Source organism: Streptomyces sp. NPDC033270, assembly GCF_055576575.1.
On the sequence record NZ_JBVIRA010000002.1, the window covers coordinates 200,387 to 223,181 of the forward strand.

At 70.4% G+C, this 22,795-nt stretch carries 19 protein-coding genes and 1 tRNA gene; 19 read left to right on the forward strand and 1 reads right to left on the reverse strand.

From position 1 onward, the window contains the following. The first annotated feature begins 385 nt into the window (after window positions 1-385). A complete protein-coding gene (locus tag ACZ5XZ_RS04385) occupies window positions 386-1,681 on the forward strand; it encodes a cytochrome P450 (RefSeq protein WP_468974516.1) in 1,296 nt (431 codons plus the stop codon). A gap of 317 nt (window positions 1,682-1,998) precedes the next feature. After that, window positions 1,999-2,268 carry a hypothetical protein gene (locus ACZ5XZ_RS04390; RefSeq protein WP_468974518.1) on the forward strand — a complete coding sequence of 90 codons (270 nt, stop codon included), beginning with the start codon at window positions 1,999-2,001 and terminating at the stop codon, window positions 2,266-2,268. Between the two features lie 417 nt (window positions 2,269-2,685). Here ACZ5XZ_RS04390 and ACZ5XZ_RS04395 read toward each other — a convergent pair. Further along, a tRNA-Arg gene (locus tag ACZ5XZ_RS04395) sits at window positions 2,686-2,757 on the reverse strand. A 223-nt stretch (window positions 2,758-2,980) separates the two neighbouring features. Here ACZ5XZ_RS04395 and ACZ5XZ_RS04400 point away from each other — a divergent pair. The 17 genes from ACZ5XZ_RS04400 to atpB all read left to right on the forward strand — a co-directional run bounded on the left by ACZ5XZ_RS04400 (window position 2,981) and on the right by atpB (window position 22,741). Further along, window positions 2,981-3,499 carry a response regulator gene (locus ACZ5XZ_RS04400; RefSeq protein ID WP_468974520.1) on the forward strand — a complete coding sequence of 173 codons (519 nt, stop codon included), beginning with the start codon at window positions 2,981-2,983 and terminating at the stop codon, window positions 3,497-3,499. 237 nt (window positions 3,500-3,736) lie between these two features. Beyond that, complete coding sequence (gene nrtL / locus ACZ5XZ_RS04405; protein WP_468974522.1) at window positions 3,737-4,786, forward strand: ArgS-related anticodon-binding protein NrtL; 1,050 nt, start codon at window positions 3,737-3,739, stop codon at window positions 4,784-4,786. Window positions 4,787-4,815: 29 nt separating this feature from the next. Next, the gene (gene lysA, locus ACZ5XZ_RS04410; protein WP_468974524.1) at window positions 4,816-6,207 is read left to right on the forward strand and encodes a diaminopimelate decarboxylase; all 1,392 of its coding nucleotides are present in this window, start codon (window positions 4,816-4,818) and stop codon (window positions 6,205-6,207) included. Between the two features lie 160 nt (window positions 6,208-6,367). Beyond that, window positions 6,368-7,660, forward strand: a complete 1,293-nt coding sequence (locus ACZ5XZ_RS04415) for a homoserine dehydrogenase (RefSeq protein ID WP_384434112.1) — start codon at window positions 6,368-6,370, stop codon at window positions 7,658-7,660. Window positions 7,661-7,668: 8 nt separating this feature from the next. Continuing rightward, a complete protein-coding gene (thrC, locus tag ACZ5XZ_RS04420; protein ID WP_468974526.1) occupies window positions 7,669-8,754 on the forward strand; it encodes a threonine synthase in 1,086 nt (361 codons plus the stop codon). 342 nt (window positions 8,755-9,096) lie between these two features. Further along, window positions 9,097-10,014, forward strand: a complete 918-nt coding sequence (gene thrB, locus ACZ5XZ_RS04425) for a homoserine kinase (protein ID WP_384434119.1) — start codon at window positions 9,097-9,099, stop codon at window positions 10,012-10,014. Window positions 10,015-10,388: 374 nt separating this feature from the next. After that, complete coding sequence (gene rho / locus ACZ5XZ_RS04430; RefSeq protein WP_468974530.1) at window positions 10,389-12,479, forward strand: transcription termination factor Rho; 2,091 nt, start codon at window positions 10,389-10,391, stop codon at window positions 12,477-12,479. 390 nt (window positions 12,480-12,869) lie between these two features. Next, window positions 12,870-13,994: an LCP family protein gene (locus ACZ5XZ_RS04435; protein WP_468974532.1), complete on the forward strand. Its 1,125-nt coding sequence runs from the start codon at window positions 12,870-12,872 to the stop codon at window positions 13,992-13,994. 166 nt (window positions 13,995-14,160) lie between these two features. Next, window positions 14,161-14,382, forward strand: coding sequence for a 50S ribosomal protein L31 (rpmE, locus tag ACZ5XZ_RS04440; RefSeq protein ID WP_468974534.1), 222 nt, complete (start codon window positions 14,161-14,163; stop codon window positions 14,380-14,382). Between the two features lie 165 nt (window positions 14,383-14,547). Next, complete coding sequence (prfA, locus tag ACZ5XZ_RS04445; protein ID WP_468974538.1) at window positions 14,548-15,627, forward strand: peptide chain release factor 1; 1,080 nt, start codon at window positions 14,548-14,550, stop codon at window positions 15,625-15,627. Window positions 15,628-15,740: 113 nt separating this feature from the next. Continuing rightward, the gene (gene prmC / locus ACZ5XZ_RS04450; protein WP_384434218.1) at window positions 15,741-16,580 is read left to right on the forward strand and encodes a peptide chain release factor N(5)-glutamine methyltransferase; all 840 of its coding nucleotides are present in this window, start codon (window positions 15,741-15,743) and stop codon (window positions 16,578-16,580) included. Window positions 16,581-16,650: 70 nt separating this feature from the next. Beyond that, window positions 16,651-17,298 (forward strand): L-threonylcarbamoyladenylate synthase, encoded by a 648-nt coding sequence (locus ACZ5XZ_RS04455; RefSeq protein ID WP_468974540.1) that lies wholly within the window; start codon window positions 16,651-16,653, stop codon window positions 17,296-17,298. Then, window positions 17,295-17,978, forward strand: a complete 684-nt coding sequence (locus ACZ5XZ_RS04460; protein WP_468974543.1) for an arsenate reductase/protein-tyrosine-phosphatase family protein — start codon at window positions 17,295-17,297, stop codon at window positions 17,976-17,978. Before ACZ5XZ_RS04455 ends, ACZ5XZ_RS04460 begins: the two co-directional genes overlap by 4 nt. Before the next feature lie 134 nt (window positions 17,979-18,112). Beyond that, window positions 18,113-19,501, forward strand: coding sequence for a serine hydroxymethyltransferase (locus ACZ5XZ_RS04465; protein ID WP_468974544.1), 1,389 nt, complete (start codon window positions 18,113-18,115; stop codon window positions 19,499-19,501). A 99-nt stretch (window positions 19,502-19,600) separates the two neighbouring features. After that, complete coding sequence (locus tag ACZ5XZ_RS04470) at window positions 19,601-20,938, forward strand: MraY family glycosyltransferase (protein ID WP_468974546.1); 1,338 nt, start codon at window positions 19,601-19,603, stop codon at window positions 20,936-20,938. 288 nt (window positions 20,939-21,226) lie between these two features. After that, window positions 21,227-21,664, forward strand: a complete 438-nt coding sequence (locus ACZ5XZ_RS04475; RefSeq protein ID WP_468974547.1) for a hypothetical protein — start codon at window positions 21,227-21,229, stop codon at window positions 21,662-21,664. 279 nt (window positions 21,665-21,943) lie between these two features. Then, window positions 21,944-22,741 carry a F0F1 ATP synthase subunit A gene (gene atpB, locus ACZ5XZ_RS04480; protein ID WP_384434221.1) on the forward strand — a complete coding sequence of 266 codons (798 nt, stop codon included), beginning with the start codon at window positions 21,944-21,946 and terminating at the stop codon, window positions 22,739-22,741. Window positions 22,742-22,795: the final 54 nt, after the last annotated feature.

The window sequence follows — 22,795 nt, forward strand, 5'->3', positions numbered from 1 at the left end:
CCGCCCCGCCCCGCACCGCCCCGCCCCGCCCCGCGCTCCGCACGCGCGGCGCGGTCATGTCGGACACGGCCCCGCCCCCTCCATGCCGGACCAAGGGAGGAGTCAGGGTCGGCTCAGGGGTCTCCCAGGGGCGACCCGGGTTGTTCCGTGAACGCGGCCAATGGCAGTTTGTAAACTCTTCCCGACCGAATAGAAGAAGGCCGAACTCGTCACGCTGATGCGGACGACCTAAGGCACCGGTTGATGGCATGGACTCGCGCCATGACCACCGCAAGCGAGGGGCTATGGCGTACGACACACCCGTCCGCGCCGAGTGGGTCCCGTGCTGTCCCGGCCGCCTTGGGGCGCCGAGTGCGGGTGACCGTCCCCCTCGACGAAAGGCAGTATGAGCGTCATGACGACTCTCCGTTCCCGGATCATCGCCTGGGCCGGCCGTATGTATCTGGCGAGAACACAGAAGAAAGGCTTCGACCTGTCTCGAATGTCTTTCTTGCCCGAGTCTGTCCTGATGCCCTTGCGTCGCGAGGGGCTCGACCCCGTAGGCGATTTGGCGACCGTCCGGGAGAAGGAGCCGATCAGCAAGCTGCCGGTACCGATAGCCGCCAACGTCTGGCTGGTCACCGGATACGACGAGGTCAAGGCGGTGCTGGGAAAGGCCAATGCCTTCAGCTCGGACTTCACCAACCTCGTCGGCAAGGCCGGCGCCGGCGTCGAACAGAACCCCGGGGGCCTCGGATTCGCCGACCCGCCGGTGCACACCCGCCTCCGCCGGCTCCTGACCCCCGAATTCACCATGCGCCGCCTCGGCCGGCTCACCCCGCGCATCCACGAGATCGTCGAGGAGCGCCTCGACGCCATGGAAGCGGCGGGGAAAAACGGCGACCCGGTCGACATCGTCCACTCTTTCGCCCTGCCCATCCCCTCCCTCGTCATTTGCGAACTCCTCGGCGTCCCTTACGAGGACCGCGACGACTTCGAACGCCTCAGCGCGGCCCGCTTCGACCTTTTCAGCGGCGCGAACGCGTCCTTCGGCGCCATATCCGAATCGCTCTCCTATTTCCGGGACATCGTCAAGAAGCAGCGGGAGAATCCGGGTGACGGCCTGCTCGGCATGATCGTCAAGGAGCACGGCGACTCGGTCAGCGACGAGGAACTGGCGGGCCTGGCCGACGGCGTGCTGACCGGAGGCTTCGAGACCACCGCCAGCATGCTGGCGCTCGGCGCCCTGGTTCTCCTCCAGGACCCGAAGCACTTCGCGGCCCTCCACGACGGCGATGACGTCGTCGACCGCTATGTCGAGGAGCTGCTGCGCTACCTGACCGTCGTACAGGTCGCCTTCCCGCGCTTCGCCCGCGAGGACCTGGAGATCGGCGGTGTGCAGATCGCCGCGGGAGACGTGGTGCTGTGCTCCCTGAGCGGCTCCGACCGGGACGGCAAACTGGGTCCGGACATGGAGCGGTTCGACCCCTCGCGCAACGTCCCGTCCCACCTGGCCTTCGGCTACGGAATCCACCGCTGCGTGGGCGCCGAACTCGCCCGGATGGAACTCCGCGCCGCCTACCCCGCCCTGGTCCGCCGCTTCCCGCACATGCGCCTCGCCGCCAAGCCGGAGGACCTGGCCTTCCGCAAGCTGTCGATCGTCTACGGCATCGAGTCCCTCCCGGTCCGCCTGGACGGCTGACACCCGGACTGAACGGCTGACTCTCGGGCTGGACGACTGACAACCGGGCCCGCCCCCTCGGCCCACACCGAGTCGAGCAGAGCCGGGCCGGGCGGAACCACGCCGGCGGTCCGGTGCCCGGCTGCCGCCGCCCTCCCGGCGGCGCACCGCCCGCTCTCGACGGCCACCCGCGGGCGGCCGCGGCGGCGCGTCCTCCCCGTTGTCCGCGTTGTCCGCGCCGCCCGCGGGCGGCGCGAATTCAGACTCCCCGCGCCCGGTCTCGCACGGTATCGTGCCGGTGGCATTCCGTGACAACGGGGACCTGGAGGTGGCACGTCGTGGCCCGAGCCTGGGAAGCCGACCCGTCGGCGTTATTCGTCAGACGCCTGGGAAAGTCGGCGGAAGAACTGGGCAATTCCCAGGGCAGGGAGCAGTGCCCGGACATCTGGCAGCTCAGCAACGGCGATATCGCCGTCATAGGCCGCGATATGACCGACCACTACGCTCCGCGCCTACCCGAAGGCGTGACCATCGGCCCTGACGAACGACTCGTCGTCATCCCCGGCACCATGCTCACCGCCGCAAAGCCGGACATCCCCGATGCCTGACGTCCCCATTGCCCCACGGGTCGGGATCAACTCGACCAAGCGGTGGACTACTTGGGCCGCGCCCTCGCTCTTGCACGCGCGATCCAAGCGGCCCTCGCCGCTCACCGCGCCCTGGGCAGCCGGCAGAGCGTCGGCAACGCCCTAAGGCTCACCGCGGAGCTCCATCGCGAGTGGGGCGAGGTCCTGAACCACCGACGCCGTACGTCGATCCCCCGTGCCACAACCTGCGCTCACGCTGGGGAGGGTCGGAAAGAGGCCGGCAGATGGCACCCAGGCAGTGGATCTTTGCATTCCAGGCCGACAATTAAGCGAAAGGTGACCGGGAACGAGAAAGGGCGGGAGTCAGTGAGACTGACTCCCGCCCTCTTCTTTCGGCATCCGCCCTGATCACCTACGAATTTTCGGTGAGATGGCGAGTGCCCCCGGCAGGATTCGAACCTGCGCACACGGCTCCGGAGGCCGTTGCTCTATCCCCTGAGCTACGGGGGCGTTGCCGCTGTTTGTGCGGCGACGGGTAGAACCCTACCAGCTCTGATGGGGTGTTCATGAACAGGATTTGCGGGAGGCGGGGGAGGGGTCGGGACTGTCCGATGGGTGGGGCCCTAGCGCATGTGCGGGGTGTGCCGGTGGGGGTCGGGGAAAGGTCCCTCGCATGGGGGCGGAAGTGGGCAAAACCGGGACGGCGCCGCAGGTGGGCCCCTAGTCTCATGGTGTGCCTGGCTTGTCCGGTCGGATCCTGGTTGTCGACGACAACAAGGTGATCCGGCAGTTGATCAGGGTCAATCTCGAGCTGGAGGGCTTCGAGGTCGTGACCGCGGCTGATGGTGCCGAATGTCTGGATGTCGTGCACCACGTAAGACCCGATGTCGTGACCCTCGATGTGGTGATGCCGCGGCTCAACGGTCTGCGCACCGCGGCCCGGCTGCGCTCCGATCCTCGGACCTGGGACATCCCGATCGCCATCGTCAGCGCGTGTACGCAGGGCGAGGTGAACAACGGCGAGACGGTCGGGGTGGACGCCTTCCTGGCGAAGCCGTTCGAGCCGACCGAGCTGGTGCGGACCGTGGGGAAGCTGGTTCGCGAGGGTCGGCAGCGGGAGCGCGGGCCCGAGGGCGGCGGGATGGGCAAGGAAGACAGCGGGGGCGAGGACGGGGAGAGCGATCGGGGCCGGGTGGGGATGGTGGAGGCGGGGGGCGGCGAAGCGGGGCCGGTGGTCTGCCCCGGCGGCTGAGTGCAGGCCACGCCCGGTCCGGCGGCTGAGCGCCGGCCAAGCCCGGCCACTGAGTGCCAGCCACGCCCGGCCCGGCGGCTGGGCAGCCGGTCAAGCTCGGCCCGCGGCTGAGCGCCGGCCCAGCCCGGCCCGGTCCGGCGGCCGCGCAGGGTCCACAGGGGCGGGTGGGTCCCGCGGAGTGTCCACAGGGCGAAACCGGGTCGCGTGGATGCCCCTGTTCTCCCATACGCTTGTCCCGTGACCCCCGCTGAGCTCTCCCGTACCGTCCTGCGCTCCGTGCGCGGTGCCGTGGAGGAGCAGGAGCTCTCCGTGCCCGTGCCGGCGCGGATCGTTGTGCAGCCGCCGCCGCGGCCAGGGTGTGGGGACTACGCCTCCAACGTCGCGCTGCAGCTCGCCAAGCCGGCGGGGCGGCCGGCCCGGGAGGTCGCCGAGATCCTGCGGAAGCGGCTGGCGGGGAGCGCCGGGATCGCCCGGGTCGAGATCGCCGGGCCGGGCTTTTTGAACTTCACGCTGGGCGAGGGCGCGCAGGCCGCGCTCGTACGGAATGTGCTGGCGCAAGGGGAACGGTACGGGGACCGCGGCGCGGAGGGCGGCCCGGTCACGGGCGGTACCGCGACCGGCCGCGGTGCCCGCGAGGTGGTCGTGGCCGAGGCGCTGGCGCGGATCGAGGCCGCGGCGGGGATCCGGCCGCAGGCTCCGGCCGGCCGCGTCGACGCCGATGCGCGGCCCGCCGCCCCCGGGGAGCCGGCCGCCACCCCCGAGGAGCTGGCCGCCCTCATCGGCCGGCTGGGCTCCGACGAGGCCCGCTGGGTCCTGCTGCGGCCCGCCGCCCATGACCCGGTGCGGGTGCCCGAGCGTGTGGTGCAGCGGGAGAGCAATCCGCGGTTCCGGGTGCAGTACGCCCACGCGCGGACCCGGGCGCTGGTGCGCGGCGCGCGTGAGCTGGGGTTCAGCAGCGAGCCGGGGGAGGTGGGCGCCCCGGTGGCCGTCACCGTCGCCGACGGGCCCGCCGAGCACTGCCTTCAGTCGCTGCACACCCTCCTCGCCACCTACCCCTCCGCCATCGAGACCGCCGCGCGGCTGCGGGCGCCGGACCGGGTGGTGCGGCATCTGGAGGCGACGGCGGACGCGTTCTTCCGGTGGCACGACGCCTTTGCGCCGTTGCCCGTCGGGGACGAGAAACCCTCGGCCGTGCACCGTGCCCGCCTGGCCCTTGCCGAGGCCGGCGGAACGGTGCTCGCCAACGGCCTGCGCCTGCTCGGCATCTCCGCTCCCGAACACCTCTGATGAACGAATTTTGAGGGGATCTCCACGCCATGAGTCGTTCCGCGCATCCCGCAGGGCCCCGGCATGCCGACGTGCTGCCCGAGGGGCACTACGCCGGGCCGCCCGCCGATCTCAACACCCTTGACCCGCGTGTCTGGTCCCGTACCGTCCGGCGCAACGCCGACGGTGTGGTGACCGTCGGCGGGCTGGACGTGGCCGCGCTCGCCGAGGAGTTCGGCACGCCGGCCTACTTCCTGGACGAGGACGACTTCCGGGCGCGCTGCCGGGCCTGGAAGGACGCCTTCGGGCCGGACGCCGACGTCTTCTACGCCGGCAAGGCGTTCCTCTCCCGGGCCATCGTGCGCTGGCTGCACGAAGAGGGGCTCAACCTCGACGTCTGCTCCGGCGGCGAGCTGGCGACGGCGCTGGCGGCGGGGATGCCCGCCGAGCGGATCGCGCTGCACGGCAACAACAAGAGCACCGAGGAGATCACCCGGGCCGTCGAGGCCGGGGTCGGGCGGATCGTCCTGGACTCCTTCCAGGAGATGGTGCGCGTCGCGCACATCGCCGAGCGGCTCGGCAGGCGCCAGCGCGTGCAGATCAGGGTCACGGTCGGTGTCGAGGCGCACACGCACGAGTTCATCGCGACCGCCCACGAGGACCAGAAGTTCGGGATCGCGCTGGCGGGCGGGCAGGCCGCCGAGGCCGTACGCCGCGCCCTGAAGCTCGACGGCCTGGAGCTCATCGGCATCCACAGCCACATCGGATCGCAGATCTTCGACATGGCGGGATTCGAGGTGTCCGCCCGTCGCGTGGTGCAGCTGCTGACCGAGGTACGCGACGAGCACGGCATCGAACTGCCCGAGATCGACCTCGGCGGCGGGCTCGGCATCGCCTACACCTCGGACGACGATCCGCGCGAGCCGCACGAGATCGCCAAGGCGCTGAGCGAGATCGTGCGCAAGGAGTGCGCGGCGGCGGGGCTGGGCGTGCCGCGGCTGTCGGTCGAGCCGGGGCGCGCGATCGTGGGGCCGACGGCCTTCACGCTGTACGAGGTCGGCACGGTCAAGGAGCTGGAAGGCCTGCGGACGTATGTGTCCGTGGACGGCGGGATGTCGGACAACATCCGCACCGCCCTGTACGACGCGGAGTACAGCGTGGCCCTGGTGTCGCGCACGTCCGACGCCGAGCCGATGCTGTCGCGGGTGGTCGGCAAGCACTGCGAGAGCGGCGACATCGTCGTACGTGACGCCTTCCTGCCGGCCGACGTGGCGCCGGGGGACCTGCTCGCGGTGCCGGCCACCGGCGCGTACTGCCGGTCCATGGCGAGCAACTACAACCACGCGCTGCGGCCGCCGGTCGTGGCGGTCGGGGACGGCGAGGCCAGGGTGATCGTCCGGCGGGAGACGGAGGAAGATCTCCTGCGGTTGGATGTCGGGTAGGGCCGGATCGCCGGGGCCCGGCCCCGGATGAAATAAATGTCTCGGCATCCGGACGACGGACGGAATCTGCCGTCCGGTGCGTGAGACTGGTGCATGAGCAGGTTGGCTGCTGGTGCATGAGCAAGCCGAAAATCGCTGATCGATGAGAAGCAGAGGTCGAATGATGCGTACGCGTCCGCTGAAGGTGGCGCTCCTGGGCTGTGGTGTCGTCGGCTCAGAGGTGGCACGCATCATGACGACGCACGCGGACGACCTCACGGCCCGCATCGGCGCGCCCGTGGAGCTCGCGGGGATCGCCGTGCGCCGCCCCGACAAGGTGCGCGCCGGCGTTCCGGCCGAGCTGGTCACCACCGACGCGACCGCGCTCGTCAAACGCGGTGACATCGACGTCGTCATCGAGGTCATCGGCGGGATCGAGCCCGCGCGGTCGCTGATCACCACCGCCTTCGAGCACGGCGCGAGCGTGGTGTCCGCCAACAAGGCGCTGGTCGCGGCCGACGGCGCGGCGCTGCACGCGGCGGCCGAGGCCAACGGCGCGGATCTGTACTACGAGGCCGCCGTCGCGGGCGCGATCCCGCTGGTGCGGCCGCTGCGCGAGTCGCTGGCCGGCGACAAGGTCAACCGGGTGCTCGGCATCGTCAACGGCACCACCAACTTCATCCTCGACAAGATGGATTCGACGGGGTCGGGGTACAGCGAGGCGCTGGACGAGGCGACCGCGCTGGGGTACGCCGAGGCCGACCCGACCGCCGATGTCGAGGGGTTCGACGCCGCCGCCAAGGCCGCGATCCTGGCCGGTATCGCCTTCCACACGCGGGTCACCATCGACGATGTGCACCGCGAGGGGCTGACGGAGGTCACCGCGGCCGACATCGCCTCCGCCAAGCGGATGGGCTGTACGGTCAAGCTGCTGGCCATCTGCGAGCGGGCCGCCGACGGGGGCTCGGTCACCGCGCGGGTGCACCCCGCCATGATTCCGCTGACGCATCCGCTCGCCTCCGTACGCGAGGCGTACAACGCGGTCTTCGTCGAGGCCGACGCGGCCGGTCAGCTGATGTTCTACGGCCCGGGTGCGGGCGGTTCGCCGACCGCCTCCGCGGTCCTCGGCGACCTCGTCGCGGTCTGCCGCAACAAGCTCGCCGGCTCCACCGGGCCCGGGGAGTCGGCCTATACGGCGCTGCCGGTCAGCCCCATGGGCGAGGTCGTCACGCGGTACCACATCAGTCTCGACGTGGCCGACAAGCCCGGCGTTCTTGCGCAGGTCGCGACGGTCTTCGCCGAACACGGCGTATCGATCGATACGGTCCGTCAGCAGGGCAAGGACGGCGAGGCCTCCCTCGTCGTCGTCACCCACCGGGCGGCCGACGCGGCGCTGTCGTCGACCGTCGGGGCACTGCGCGAGCTGGACACCGTCCGCGGTGTCGCCAGCATCATGCGGGTCGAAGGGGAGTAAAGGAACCCATGTCTGCCAATTCCACCGTGACCAAGACAAGCAGTCAGTGGCGCGGAATCATCGAGGAATACCGTGACCGGCTTCCGGTCAGCGACACGACCGAGGTCGTCACCCTCCGGGAGGGCGGCACGCCCCTCGTACCGGCCCAGGTGCTCTCCGAGCGCACGGGCTGTGAGGTCCACCTCAAGGTCGAGGGTGCCAACCCCACCGGCTCCTTCAAGGACCGGGGCATGACGATGGCCATCACGCGTGCCAAGGAGGAGGGCGCCAAGGCCGTCATCTGCGCCTCCACCGGCAACACCTCCGCCTCGGCCGCCGCCTACGCGGTGCGGGCCGGGATGGTCTGCGCGGTGCTCGTCCCGCAGGGCAAGATCGCGCTCGGCAAGATGGGCCAGGCGCTGGTGCACGGCGCGAAGATCCTGCAGATCGACGGGAATTTCGACGACTGCCTCACGCTGGCCCGGGGCCTGTCCGAGAACTACCCGGTCGCACTTGTGAACTCCGTGAACCCGGTGCGCATCGAGGGGCAGAAGACCGCTGCCTTCGAGATCGTCGACATGCTCGCCGACGCGCCCGACATCCATGTGCTGCCCGTCGGCAACGCCGGCAACATCACGGCGTACTGGAAGGGCTACCAGGAGTACGCGGCCGACGGCATCGCCAGCCGCACCCCGCGCATGTGGGGCTTCCAGGCCTCCGGCAGTGCGCCGATCGTGCGCGGTGAGGTCGTCAAGGACCCGCACACCATCGCCACCGCGATCCGCATCGGCAACCCCGCCTCGTGGGCGAACGCCGAGCGCGCCCGGGACGAGTCCGGCGGCTTCATCGACGATGTGACCGACCGTCAAATCCTGGCCGCCTACCGCCTGTTGGCCGCACAGGAGGGCGTCTTCGTGGAGCCCGCCTCGGCCGCTTCCGTCGCCGGCCTGCTCAAGGCCGCCGAGGAGGGCAAGGTCGACCCCGGCCAGCGCATCGTCTGCACGGTGACCGGCAACGGCCTCAAGGACCCGGACTGGGCGGTGGCCGGAGCGCCGCAGCCGGTCACGGTCCCGATCGACGCGGACGCCGCGGCCGAGCGGCTCGGCCTCGCGTAGCACCTCCCGCCGTACGGCGCTGACCTGCGCATACGGCACCCGGTGGCGGGGCGCTCGGCGTCCCGTCACCCCGCACACTGCAAATTGTGCAAAGGCTGCAAAGCCCGGCGAAGGCAGTGCCGGGGCGCAGGAAGGCGCGCGACACGCATCGTGCGCCTCCTGTGCGCCCTATGTCGCGACAGAACCTTCCTTCGATAGGCTGGCAGCCAACTCCCCTCCCCACGGCATAACGCAGTGGTGTTCAGGGCAGGTCAGAACAGTCCCCATGAGCCGGCCGGGCATCTCGGTGCCGCGGCGCTCCGGGGCAGTACCGCAGCATCAATCAAGGAGAGTCATCGAGCGATGGCCGGTCCCGCGTTCCGCGCCGCCGCCGTCCGGGTGCGCACCCCCGCTACCAGCGCCAATCTCGGTCCCGGCTTCGATGCCCTGGGTCTTTCCCTGGGCCTGTACGACGACGTCGTGGTGCGGGTGGCCGACTCCGGGCTGCACATCGACATCGCAGGTGAGGGCGCCGACACCCTGCCGCGCGACGAGAGCCACCTGCTCGTACGGTCGATGCGCGCCGCCTTCGAGCTGCTCGGCGGCCAGCCGCGCGGCCTGGAGATCGTCTGCGCCAACCGCATCCCGCACGGCCGCGGCCTGGGTTCCTCCTCGGCCGCCATCTGCGCGGGCATCGTCGCCGCCCGCGCCGTGACCATAGGCGGCGAGCAGAAGCTCGACGACACCGCGCTGCTGGAGCTGGCCACCGAGATCGAGGGCCACCCCGACAACGTCGCCGCCTGCCTGCTGGGCGGCTTCACGCTCGCCTGGATGGACACCGGAACCGCGCGGGCGATCCGGATGGATCCCGCCGATTCCATCGTTCCGGTGGTCTTCGTGCCCGGGAAACCGGTGCTCACCGAGACCGCCCGCGGACTGCTGCCGCGTACCGTCCCGCATGTGGACGCCGCGGCGAACGCCGGCCGCGCCGCACTGCTCGTCGAGGCCCTGACCAGGCGCCCCGAGCTGCTGCTGGCCGCGACCGAGGACCGACTCCACCAGGAGTACCGCGCCCCCGCGATGCCGGAGAGCGTGGCCCTGGTGAACCGACTGCGCGCGGACGGCGTCCCTGCAGTCGTGTCCGGTGCGGGCCCCACGGTGCTCGCGCTGGTCGAGGACGCGGCGGCCGAGAAGGTCGCGGCGCTGGCGGGTGAGGGGTGGGCGGCCAACCGGCTGACCCTCGACGCGGCAGGGGCCTGTGTGCTGCCGCTCGCCGGGTGATCACACGGGTGATCGACGATTGCCGGTCTTGGAGAGGGGGAATGTTTGTTGGATCCGGTAGTGTTAACCTCAAGTGAGTACGAGACGCCGCAGTGGCGCTGTGCTTCGTGTCCCCATTCGGGACCACCTTTCTTCCGGGAGCCTCCCAAACTGCTTGGAGCAGTTGCCTGAGCAGAAGCGAGCATGCTCCGGAATCGGCGTGACGACATGAGTCACTCTGCATCTCATCGCGCCGGAACCAATGAATCGATTTCTCCGCCATTTCCGGCGGGACCACCGCCCCGGCCCAGTCCACGAGACCAAGGACCCAGCCGGACAGCACAACCGGTCGCCGAGCCAGACAGGCCGACGCCCGCTCCAGGGAAGGACCCTTCGTGAGCGACACCACCGATCTGATGGGCGCGCGCACCGATGGCAGTGCCACCACGCCCGCCACGGACGCTCCCGCCGCGCCTGCCACCACGCGGCGCCGCCGTTCCGGCACCGGCCTTGACGGCATGGTCCTGGCAGAGCTGCAGCAGGTCGCCTCCGGCCTCGGTATCAAGGGCACCGCGCGGATGCGCAAGAGCCAGCTGATCGAGGTCATCAAGGAGAAGCAGGCCGGCGGCTCGGGCGCCGCGGCCAAGGCCGACGCGCCCGCCGACACCGAGACCAAGCCCAAGCGCCGTACGACCTCCAAGGCACGCACCGGCGACGACGGCGCGGAGCCCGCCGCCAAGGCGGACAAGGCCGAGCGGGGCGCCAAGGCCGACAAGGCCGCGGCCAAGGCCGGCGCCCAGCAGCAGATCGACATCCCCGGTCAGCCGGAGGGGGGCACCGCCCTGCTCGAGCGCAGCCGAGAGCTTGGGGGAGACGAGCAGCCGGCCGGCGAGCGCCGCCGGCGCCGGGCGACCGCCGCCGCGGGCAGCCCCGAGACCGCGGGCGACGTCAAGACCGACACCAAGGTCGAGGCGAAGGCCGAGCTCAAGGCGGACGCCAAGACCGAGACCGCGGTGTCCCCGCAGGAGACCGGCGAGGGTCGGCCCGGCAAGGGCGACCGCCAGGACCGCGGGCAGAAGGGCGAGCGCGGCGAGCGGCGCCAGCGTGACCGCGGCGACCGTGGTGACCGAGGCGACCGCGGCGACCGAGGCGACCGAGGCCGCAAGGGCGACGCCGGCGACGGCGGCCAGGGCGGACAGGGCGGCCAGCGTCAGCGGGACCGCCGGGACGACGACGACGACTTCGAGGGCGGCCGCCGGGGCCGTCGCGGCCGCTACCGCGACCGCCGTGGCCGCCGTGGTGGCCGCGAGGACTTCGGCAACGAGCCGCAGGTGTCCGAGGACGACGTCCTGATCCCGGTCGCGGGCATCCTGGACATCCTCGACAACTACGCGTTCATCCGGACCTCCGGCTACCTCCCCGGCCCGAACGACGTCTACGTCTCGCTCGCCCAGGTCCGCAAGAACGGCCTGCGCAAGGGCGACCACGTCACCGGCGCGGTCCGCCAGCCCAAGGACGGCGAGCGGCGCGAGAAGTTCAACGCGCTGGTCCGGCTCGACACGGTCAACAGCGTGGCGCCCGAACAGGGCCGCGGACGGCCGGAGTTCGGGAAGCTGACGCCCCTTTACCCGCAGGAGCGACTGCGCCTGGAGGGTGAGTCGGGCGGTCTGACGACCCGGATCATCGACCTGGTCGCGCCGATCGGCAAGGGCCAGCGCGGTCTGATCGTGGCCCCGCCGAAGACCGGCAAGACCATGATCATGCAGGCGGTCGCCAACGCGATCACCCGCAACAACCCCGAGTGCCACCTGATGGTCGTCCTGGTCGACGAGCGTCCCGAAGAGGTCACCGACATGCAGCGGTCGGTCAAGGGCGAGGTCATCTCCTCGACCTTCGACCGCCCGGCCGAGGACCACACCACCGTCGCCGAACTCGCCATCGAGCGCGCCAAGCGCCTGGTGGAGCTGGGCCACGACGTGGTCGTGCTGCTGGACTCGATCACCCGTCTGGGCCGTGCGTACAACCTCGCCGCCCCGGCCTCGGGCCGCATCCTGTCCGGTGGTGTCGACTCGACCGCGCTCTACCCGCCGAAGCGCTTCTTCGGTGCCGCGCGCAACATCGAGGACGGCGGTTCGCTGACCATCCTGGCCACCGCGCTGGTCGACACCGGCTCGCGGATGGACGAGGTGATCTTCGAGGAGTTCAAGGGCACCGGCAACCTGGAGCTCAAGCTCGACCGCAAGCTCGCCGACAAGCGGATCTTCCCGGCGGTGGACGTGGACGCGTCCGGCACCCGTAAGGAAGAGATCCTCATGGGCAGCGACGAGCTGGCCATCGTCTGGAAGCTGCGCCGGGTGCTGCACGCCCTGGACCAGCAGCAGGCGATCGAGCTGCTGCTGGACAAGATGAAGCAGACCAAGTCCAACGCGGAGTTCCTGCTGCAGATCCAGAAGACGACGCCGACCGCGGGCAACGGCAACGACTGACGCCCTGGCGCCGTAGCCACAGCCCCCCTCGCCCATACGGGTGAGGGGGGCTGTGTGCTGGGCGACCCGTACGGTGTGCGCCGCGGCCGGTGATCTGTGAGCCGCGCCGCGTCCAGGGGCCCGCGCGAAGGCCCCGCCTGAGACCTTCGGCACAGATCCGCTCCCGAGGCAACGTTTCAGCCATGGCCGAAAACAGGACGAAAGCCCAGGTGAGAGGGGCGGCCCTCGTGCCCCGTCCGTGAGCGCCCCGGCGAATTTCTAAGAATTCGCTCACCGAACGCTGTGCAACCCTTCCCGTCGACCTCCCGTCTGACAAGGAGCAACGGGCCGTGACAGCACGCAGCACGGCGGCGGCGAGGGGTAGCCGAGCGACCAAGGACTGAGGAGCAGATGGCGGACAGCAACGGGACCGCGACGGCCGAAAGCCGCGCTCGCGGCATACGTGCCACGGGCCGCCGGCGCAAGGCGCCCAGCCGGCGCCGCCGGGTACTGACCATCTCGCTGTGCGCGCTGACCAGCGCCGTACTGCTCGGTGGCGCCGGACTCGGTTACGTCTACTTCAAGCTCAACGGCAACCTCAAGGGCGTCGACATCAACGCCGCCCTCGGCCACGACCGGCCCAAGAACGTCGACGACGGATCGATGGACATCCTCGTCATGGGGTCCGACTCCCGCGCCGGCAAGAACGGCGACTACGGCAGGGACGAGGGCGGCGCCCGCTCCGACACCGCGATGGTCGTGCACGTCTACAAGGGCCACAAGAAGGCCAGCGTCGTCAGCATCCCCCGCGACACCCTGATCGAGCGGCCCCAGTGCAGCACCAAGGACGGCAAGAGCGTCCCCGGTGAGCAGCGGGCGATGTTCAACACCGCGTTCGAGGTCGGCGGGCCGGCCTGCGCCGTCAAGACCGTCGAGTCGATCAGCGGGATCCGGATGGACCACTTCATCGAGGTCGACTTCACCGGCTTCAAGAAGCTCATCGACGCCCTCGGCGGGGTGGAGATCACCACCAGCAAGGCGATCGACGACAACAGCAGCCATCTGCATCTGCAGCCCGGCAAGCACACCCTCGACGGCGAGAAGTCGCTCGGCCTGGTCCGCACCCGGCACGGTGTGCCCGGCGGCGACGGCAGCGACCTGGGCCGCATCCAGCTGCAGCAGACGTTCATCAAGGCCCTGATGAACCAGGTCAAGAACGTCGGCCTGCTCACCAGCCCCGCCAAGCTCTACGACGTCGCCGACACGGCCACCAAGGCCATCACCACCGACACCGACCTCAACTCGGTCGGCGAGCTGACCGGGCTGGCCAAGGGCCTGGGCTCCATCGGGTCCGAGAGCATCGACATGGTGACGCTGCCGGTGACGTACGACACCGCCAACCCCGACCGCGTGGTGCCGCTGACCAAGCAGAGCAAGCAGGTCTGGGACGCGCTGCGGCGGGACCGGGACATCCCCAAGTCCGCGATCAAGGGCTCGGCCGGCGACAAGGGCGGCACGGACCACTACGTGAAGTAGCCGCACGGGGCCGGTCGCGGGGGCCCGGGAGCGGCCGGGGAATAGCCGGGCACGTACCCCGGTTTTGGGAGATACGGCTAGTCCTGGCAGACTGGACCGTCGGCCCCGGTTCACGTGACGTAATCCGCGACACGACCCGGTGCACTCCCGAACCTAGGAGAATCCCTTGAAGCGCGACATCCACCCGGAGTACGTCGAGACCCAGGTCAGCTGCACCTGTGGCGCGTCCTTCACCACCCGTAGCACCGTCGCCGGCGGCAGCATCCGCGCCGACGTCTGCTCTGAGTGCCACCCGTTCTACACCGGCAAGCAGAAGATCATGGACACGGGCGGTCGCGTGGCCCGCTTCGAGGCCCGCTTCGGCAAGGGCGCCGCTGCCAAGAAGTAGCGACTCTCAAGGCGCCGGTTTCCGGTCGCCCCTGTCCTGGGGTGACCGGACCGGCGTCTTTGTTTCGTCGTCCCAGCCGTCCGGCCGGGGGTCCGGGGGCGGCGCGGCGAAGCCGCAGCAGCAGTCCCCGGGAGACACAGCCACCAGCCAGCAGAGGAACCCACGATGTTCGAGGCGGTCGAAGAACTGATCGGTGAGCACGCCGATCTCGAAAAGCGGCTGGCCGACCCCGCGGTCCACGCCGACCAGCGCGAGGCCATGCGGCTCAACAAGCGCTACGCCGAGCTGACCCCGATCATCGCGACGTACCGCGACTGGAAGCAGACCGGCGAGGACATCGAGACCGCGCGCGAGTTCGCCGCGGACGACCCGGACTTCGCCGACGAGGTCAAGGAGCTCGACGCCCTGCGCGAGGAGCTGACCGAGAAGCTGCGGCTGCTGCTCGTCCCGCGCGACCCCAGCGACGACAAGGACGTCATCCTCGAGGTCAAGGCCGGCGAGGGCGGCGAGGAGTCCGCGCTGTTCGCCGGCGACCTGCTGCGGATGTACCTGCGCTACGCCGAGCGGGTCGGCTGGAAGACCGAGATCCTGGACGCCAACGAGTCCGACCTCGGCGGCTACAAGGACGTCCAGGTCGCCGTGAAGACCAAGGGCGGCGGCGGTGCCACCGAGCCCGGACAGGGCGTCTGGGCGCGGCTGAAGTACGAGGGCGGGGTGCACCGCGTCCAGCGGGTGCCCGCGACCGAGTCGCAGGGCCGGATCCACACCTCCGCCGCCGGCGTGCTGGTCACGCCCGAGGCCGAGGAGGTCGAGGTCGAGATCGTCGCCAACGACCTGCGGATCGACGTCTACCGCTCCTCGGGCCCCGGCGGCCAGTCCGTCAACACCACCGACTCCGCGGTGCGCATCACCCACCTGCCCACCGGCATCGTCGTCTCCTGCCAGAACGAGAAGAGCCAGCTGCAGAACAAGGAGCAGGCGATGCGCATCCTGCGCTCCCGGCTGCTGGCCGCCGCCCAGGAAGAGGCCGAGCGCGAGGCGTCCGACGCCCGGCGCAGCCAGGTCCGCACGGTCGACCGCTCCGAGCGCATCCGCACGTACAACTTCCCGGAAAACCGCATCTCGGACCACCGCGTCGGCTTCAAGGCGTACAACTTGGACCAGGTGCTCGACGGCGAACTCGACCCGGTCATCCAGGCGTGCGTCGACGCCGACTCGGCCGCAAAGCTCGCCGCCGCCCAGTAAGGCGGCACCACCCGTAAGACCCTGCACGAACCGGCTGGAGGACCCCAGTGCAGCAATCCCCCGGGGGGCACAGCGACCCCCAGCGGCCCCGCCGCGGGCCGAGCCCCCGGTCTCTGCTGCTCGCCGAGGTGGCGCAGGCCACCCAGCGGCTGGCCGACGCCGGCGTGCCCTCGCCGCGTTTCGACGCCGAGGAGCTCGCCGCGCATGTGCACGGCGTCAAGCGGAGCCAGCTGCACACCGTCCCCGATGCGGACTTCGACGCCCGCTACTGGGAGGCGATCGCCCGCCGCGAGGCACGTGAGCCGCTCCAGCACATCACCGGCCGGGCGTTCTTCCGGTACCTCGAACTCCACGTCGGGCCGGGGGTGTTCGTGCCCCGTCCGGAGACCGAGTCGGTGGTCGGCTGGGCGATAGACGCGGTACGGGCCATGGACGTCGTCGAGCCGCTGATCGTCGACCTGTGCACCGGCTCCGGGGCGATCGCCCTGGCGCTCGCGCAGGAGGTGCCGCGCTCGCGGGTGCACGCCGTGGAGCTGTCCGAAGAGGCCCTGGAGTACGCCCGCAAGAACGTCGAGGGGTCCCGCGTCGTTCTCCATCACGGCGACGCGCTGACCGCGCTTCCCGAACTGGACGGGCAGGTCGACCTGGTCGTCTCCAACCCGCCGTACATCCCGCTGACCGAGTGGGAGTACGTCGCCCCCGAGGCCCGCGACCACGACCCGGAGCTGGCGCTGTTCTCGGGCCAGGACGGCCTGGACACCATCCGTGGCATCGAGCGGACCGCACACCGCCTGCTGCGGCCCGGTGGTCTGGTCGTCATCGAGCACGCCGACACCCAGGGCGGACAAGTGCCGTGGATCTTCACCGAGGAGCGGGGCTGGGCCGATGCGGCCGACCACCCCGACCTCAACAACAGGCCCCGCTTCGCCACCGCACGCCGGGCGACGCCATGACGCGTCCCGCCTTGGCGCCCGATGCAGCCGATGCATCCGATGTATTCGTTCCGCACGAGGAGGTCCCGTAATGGCACGGCGATACGACTGCAGCGACGCCACGGACCGCGCGACCGGTCTGCGCGAAGCCGCCTCGGCCGTCCGCCGCGGTGAGCTGGTCGTGCTGCCGACCGACACCGTGTACGGGGTCGGCGCGGACGCCTTCAGCGCGGAGGCCGTCGGCGACCTGCTGGAGGCCAAGGGCCGCGGCCGCGGTATGCCCTCCCCGGTCCTCGTCGGGTCCCCCAACACCCTGCACGGGCTGGTCACCGACTTCTCCGAGCAGGCCTGGGAGCTGGTCGACGCCTTCTGGCCCGGCGCGCTCACGCTCGTCGCCAGGCACCAGCCGTCGCTGACCTGGGACCTGGGCGAGACCCACGGCACGGTCGCGGTGCGGATGCCGCTGCACCCCGTCGCGATCGAGCTGCTCACCGAATTCGGCCCGATGGCCGTCTCCAGCGCCAACCTCACCGGCCACCCGTCCCCGCAGGACTGCGACGCCGCGCAAGAGATGCTGGGCGACTCGGTCTCCGTCTACCTCGACGGCGGCCCCACGCCCGCCGCCGTACCGTCCTCGATCGTCGACGTCACCGGCAAGGTCCCGGTGCTGCTGCGCGAGGGCGCGATCAGCGTGGACGAGCTGCGCAAGGTGGTACCCGAGCTCGAGGTGGCCAATTGATGGCGCCCCTGGGGCGTGGCATAGCGGGACCAGGCGGTGACACCCACCCTCCGGTACCCCCCTCACCCCCCTTCCGAATCCTCCACGTCAGCACCGGCAACGTCTGCCGCTCGCCGATCACCGAGCGGCTGCACCGCCATGCCCTGGAACTGCGCCTCGGCGGGACCCACAGCGGCGGGCTGGTCGTCGAGAGCGCCGGCACCTGGGGCCATGAAGGCGCCCCCATGGAGGCGCACGCCGCCACGGTGCTGGCGGACTACGGCGCGGACCCGGCCGGCTTCATCGGACGGGAGCTGCTCGACGAGCACGTCATCCGCGCCGACCTGGTGCTCACCGCCACCCGCGACCACCGCGCGCAGGTGATCTCGATGGGCCACTCCGCGGGACTGCGCACCTTCACGCTCAAGGAGTTCAACCGGCTGGTGCGGGCCATAGACCCCGCCACGCTGCCCGAGCCCGACCCGGGCCTGCCGGACGGCGGGCTGGTCGAGCGGGCCCGTGCGCTGGTCGGCGCCGCCGCCGCGCTGCGCGGCTGGCTGCTGGCGCCCAACCCGGAGTCCGACGAGGTCTACGACCCCTACGGCGCCCCCATCACCTTCTTCCGCTCCATCGGCGACGAGATCAACCAGGCGCTGGACCCGGTCGTCACGGCGCTCACGGGGGTTCCGGCGCGCGCCTAGCGGCGGCCGGGGCGCAGCAGCCCCCGGCCGCAACCACCAACGGCTCCTGTCCGGCCCGCCACGTCGCGGGGTGCCCCGATTGTCCGCCGCGCCTACATTGGGACTACGTCCCCGTACGAGGCCCGGAGTCAGCGATGCCCGCTACCACCGCGTCACCCCGCAGCGAGTCCCCGGCCGGTCGTGCGCCGGCCGCCGAGCCCGCCGCCGGCCCCGGTGCCGGCGGGGCCCAGGCGGCCGAGGAGCGGGCCCGGGCCGCGGTCCGTGAGGGAGTCACCCACCCGGCCGGCGCGCCGGACTTCGCCGCGCTGCTGAGCCAGGACCCCGAGATCGCCGGCGTACTGCTCGGTGAGAGCGCCCGGCAGAGCGACGGGCTGCAGCTGATCGCCGCGGAGAACTTCACCTCACCGGCCGTCCTCGCCGCCCTCGGCTCCCCGCTGGGCAACAAGTACGCCGAGGGCTATCCGGGCGCCCGGCACCACGGCGGCTGCGAGATCGTCGACCTCGCCGAGCGGATCGCGGTGGAGCGCGCCAAGGCCCTTTTCGGCGCCGAACACGCCAACGTCCAGGCACACTCCGGGTCTTCGGCCGTACTGGCCGCCTACGCCGCCCTGCTGCGCCCGGGAGACACCGTCCTGGCCCTGTCCCTGCCGCACGGCGGACACCTCACCCACGGATCGTCCGCGAACTTCTCCGGCCGCTGGTTCGACTTCGCGGGGTACGGCCTCGACGAGGAGACCGGGCTGCTGGACTACGACGTGATCCGCGAGCTGGCCCGCGCCCACCGCCCCAAGGCGATCGTCTGCGGCTCGATCTCCTACCCCCGGCACATCGACTACGCCGCCTTCCGCGACATCGCCGACGAGACCGGCGCGTATCTGATCGCGGACGTCGCGCACCCGCTCGGGCTGATCGCCGGGGGAGCGGCGCCCAGCCCGGTCCCGTACGCGCACGTGGTGTGCGGCACCACGCACAAGGTGCTGCGCGGGCCGCGCGGCGGGCTGATCCTGTGCGGGGCGAAGCTGGCCGAACGGATCGACCGCGCGGTGTTCCCCTTCACTCAAGGGGGTGCACAGATGAACGCGATCGCCGCCAAGGCCGTCGCCTTCGCGGAGGCCGCCACGCCCGCCTTCGCCGGGTACACCCGCCAGGTCGTCGCCAATGCCCGGGCGCTCGCCGGGGCGCTGGCCGAGCAGGGCCTGACGATCACCACCGGCGGCACCGACACCCATCTGATCACCGCCGACACCACGCCCCTGGACCTGGACGCCCGCACCGCCCGGGGCCGGCTGGCGGCCGCCGGGATCGTGCTGGACACCTGCGCTCTGCCCTGCGCCGACACGCCCGCGACACGCCGGACCGGGCTGCGGCTGGGCACCGCCGCGGTGACGACCCAGGGGATGGGCGAGGCCGAGATGCGGCAGGTCGCGGAGCTGATCGTGGCGGCGCTGCGGGAAGACGGCAAGGTCCGCTCCAGGACCGTCGCATTGGTCCGCGGCTTTCCGCCTTATCCCGATCACGGATGATGGCGGGAACCGTCCGCTGACGTGTGACGTCTTCTCCTGTATTCACGGCCAGGGGGCGGACACGCATAGGGTGTGGGGCTGTGATGGCCAGCTATACCAATGGGGCAGCCCGTGCGTGAATACCTGCTGACGCTGTGCGTCACGGCCGCGGTCACCTACCTGCTGACCGGGCCGGTGCGGAAGTTCGCGATCGCGGCCGGTGCGATGCCGGAGATCCGCGCGCGTGATGTGCACCGCGAACCGACACCGCGGCTCGGCGGTATCGCCATGTTCGGCGGGCTGTGCGCCGGCCTGCTGGTCGCCTCGCATCTGACCAACCTCAAGAGCGTCTTCGAGAACTCCAACGAGCCGCGGGCGCTGCTGTCGGGCGCGGCGCTGATCTGGATCCTCGGCGTGCTGGACGACAAGTGGGGCGTGGACGCGCTGGTCAAGCTCGGCGGCCAGATGATCGCCGCGGGTGTGATGGTGCTGCAGGGCCTGACGATCCTGTGGATCCCGATCCCGGGTGTCGGCACGGTCTCGCTGACCCCGATGCAGGGCACGCTGCTGACCGTCGCGCTGGTCGTGATCACCATCAACGCGGTGAACTTCGTGGACGGCCTGGACGGCTTGGCCTCGGGCATGGTGTGCATCGCCGCCGCGGCGTTCTTCATGTACGCGTACCGGATGTGGTTCGGCTACGGCATCGAGGCGGCCGCGCCCGCAACGCTGTTCTCGGTCGTTCTGATGGGCATGTGCCTGGGCTTCCTGCCGCACAACATGCACCCGGCGCGGATCTTCATGGGCGACTCGGGGTCGATGCTGATCGGCCTGGTCATGGCGGCCGGCGCGGTCTCGGTGACCGGCCAGGTCGACCCGGATCTGCTCAACCTGAAGGCGGGCGGTCTGCGCGAGGCCACCCACGCGATGGTGCCGGTCTACATCCCGCTGCTGCTTCCGCTGACGGTCATCGCGGTGCCGGTCGCCGACCTGATCCTGGCGATCGTGCGCCGTACGTGGAAGGGGCAGTCCCCGTTCGCCGCCGACCGGGGGCATCTGCACCACCGGCTGCTGGAGATCGGGCACTCGCACAGCCGGGCCGTGCTGATCATGTACTTCTGGTCGGCGCTGATCGCGTTCGGCGCGGTGGCGTACTCGGCGAACAACGCCAGCATGTGGATCGTGCTGGGCATCGTGCTGCTGAGCGCGGTGGGCCTGGTGCTGCTTCTGCTGCCGCGCTTCACCCCGCGGGCGCCGCGCTGGGCGGAGCGGATGGTTCCGCCCCGCTATCGCAGGGTCACCCGTACGGAGGCGGCACCGGTGTCGGCGACGGACGGCGGGAGCGCCGACGTGCCGGAGGAGGAGCGCGAGCCGGTCCCGGCGGGCATCAACGGGGCCACCGCGATCGGTGACCGATCACGCTTCGTGGACCGTCGGAGGGCGGGGAGTCACCGCTGATCCCGTCGTCCGGTCGCCCGAACGGGCATCGAAAATCGGGGCGGTTGACCCCATACCAGACAAAAGGCCGGCCGTCAGTGCACCAACGCGCACGTTCACGCTCAGGTGTGACAGGGTCCACACGAACCAGGTAAAGACCTCATCAAATAGTTTGTGATACCGTTCACGAAACCCGGCGACAGAGCCGAAGGACCGTAGTGCGACTGTCCTTGGGCCTCAGGTTCCGCCTCAGGCCGGGTCTACGCTCGTCCCTGACGACACACCCCCACCCCTTGCCGGAGCGCCGCCATGCAGTCGAATGACGCCCGACTACTCCTTCACGCCGTTGTTCCCACGCTCGCCCTCGGCGTCCTCGCCGTTGTCGTGAGCGCCGTGGTCGCGGGCGCGCAGGGAGCGATCGGCGCCGTCGTCGGCACCGCGCTGGTGATGCTCGTCATGGGAGCGGGCCTGGTTGTCCTGCAGAAGACCGCGAAGAGCCTCCCGGACCTGTTCCAGATGATGGGGCTGCTGCTCTACACGACGCAGATCCTGTTCGTGCTGGTCTTCCTGATCGTCTTCAAGGACACAACCCTCTTCGACACCAAGGCATTTGCGTTCACTCTGCTCGGCACGACCCTCGTGTGGATCGCGGCGCAGACCCGCGGCCATATGAAGGCGAAGATTCTTTACGTGGATCCCGACTCTGCCGACGCGAAGAAGGCGGAGACGGCGGGGTCGCCGACGTGACACGTAGGGCCGAAATAAATGCCCTCATGCGGGCCTGCTATCGTCCGGTGCCAACTGCGGCACAGATGGCGCAGGCGGCTGAGCTCCCGAGTTCCACTCGAGGAAACGGGCAGTTCTCGCGGCCGATGCCTGTGATCCGGCCCGGCCCAGCGCCGGCCGGCCGCCCCCAAATCCGTAAGACCAGTCCAGTGCCGCTCCGTGGCTCAACGCCGCGCCGACACAACGAGGTTGCCGTACCCATGCGCCACGCTGAAGGAGCCCGCGGTGAGTGCTGAAACGATGCTCGCCTTCAACACGGAGTGCCACCTCCTCATTCCGGGGTGTGGCTTCGAGGCCCCGGGTCTTCATTCGTTCGTATTCGAACCCCTCTTCACGATCGGCGGCTTCGAGTTCAACAAGCCGATGCTGCTGGCTCTGCTCAGCACGGTCGTCGTGGTGTGGTTCTTCTGGGCCGCATTCGGCAAGGCCAAGGTCGTGCCCGGAAAGCTCCAGATGATCGGCGAGGCGGGCTACGACTTCGTGCGCCGCGGTCTGGTCTATGACGCGCTGGGCAAGAAGGAGGGCGAGAAGTACGTCCCTCTGATGGTCTCGCTGTTCTTCTTCGTGTGGATCATGAACCTGTGGTCGATCATCCCGGTCATGGCGTTCCCGGTGACGTCGGTCATCGCCTTCCCCATCGGCCTCGCGGCGATCGTCTACATCCTGTGGGTCTACCTGACCTTCAAGAAGCACGGGTTCGTCGGCGGCCTGAAGAACATCACGGGCTATGACAAGTCGCTCGGCTGGGTGCTGCCGCTGATCGTCGTCATCGAGTTCCTGTCGAACATGATCATTCGGCCCTTCACCCACGCGGTCCGGCTCTTCGCGAACATGTTCGCCGGCCACCTGCTGATCCTGATGTTCACCATCGCCAGCTGGTACCTGCTGAACGGCATCGGCATCGTCTACGCCGGCGCCTCGTTCGCCATGACCCTCGCGATGACGGCCTTCGAGCTCTTCATCCAGGCTGTCCAGGCGTACGTCTTCGTCCTCCTGGCCTGCAACTACGTCCAGGGCGCGCTCGCCGAGCACCACTGAGCACCCCGCCTCCCAGCCCCAACAGCTGTCCGGTGGCCAACCCCCACCGGTCCG

Coding starts and splice junctions, on each gene's coding strand:
- ACZ5XZ_RS04385 (WP_468974516.1), top strand. CDS start 386: ATGAGCGTCATGACGACTCTCCGTTCCCGGATCATCGCCTGGGCCGGC.
- lysA (WP_468974524.1), top strand. CDS start 4,816: ATGAGTCGTTCCGCGCATCCCGCAGGGCCCCGGCATGCCGACGTGCTG.
- ACZ5XZ_RS04415 (WP_384434112.1), top strand. CDS start 6,368: ATGATGCGTACGCGTCCGCTGAAGGTGGCGCTCCTGGGCTGTGGTGTC.
- thrC (WP_468974526.1), top strand. CDS start 7,669: ATGTCTGCCAATTCCACCGTGACCAAGACAAGCAGTCAGTGGCGCGGA.
- thrB (WP_384434119.1), top strand. CDS start 9,097: ATGGCCGGTCCCGCGTTCCGCGCCGCCGCCGTCCGGGTGCGCACCCCC.
- ACZ5XZ_RS04435 (WP_468974532.1), top strand. CDS start 12,870: ATGGCGGACAGCAACGGGACCGCGACGGCCGAAAGCCGCGCTCGCGGC.
- prfA (WP_468974538.1), top strand. CDS start 14,548: ATGTTCGAGGCGGTCGAAGAACTGATCGGTGAGCACGCCGATCTCGAA.
- ACZ5XZ_RS04455 (WP_468974540.1), top strand. CDS start 16,651: ATGGCACGGCGATACGACTGCAGCGACGCCACGGACCGCGCGACCGGT.
- ACZ5XZ_RS04465 (WP_468974544.1), top strand. CDS start 18,113: ATGCCCGCTACCACCGCGTCACCCCGCAGCGAGTCCCCGGCCGGTCGT.
- ACZ5XZ_RS04470 (WP_468974546.1), top strand. CDS start 19,601: ATGGGGCAGCCCGTGCGTGAATACCTGCTGACGCTGTGCGTCACGGCC.
- ACZ5XZ_RS04475 (WP_468974547.1), top strand. CDS start 21,227: ATGCAGTCGAATGACGCCCGACTACTCCTTCACGCCGTTGTTCCCACG.
- atpB (WP_384434221.1), top strand. CDS start 21,944: ATGCTCGCCTTCAACACGGAGTGCCACCTCCTCATTCCGGGGTGTGGC.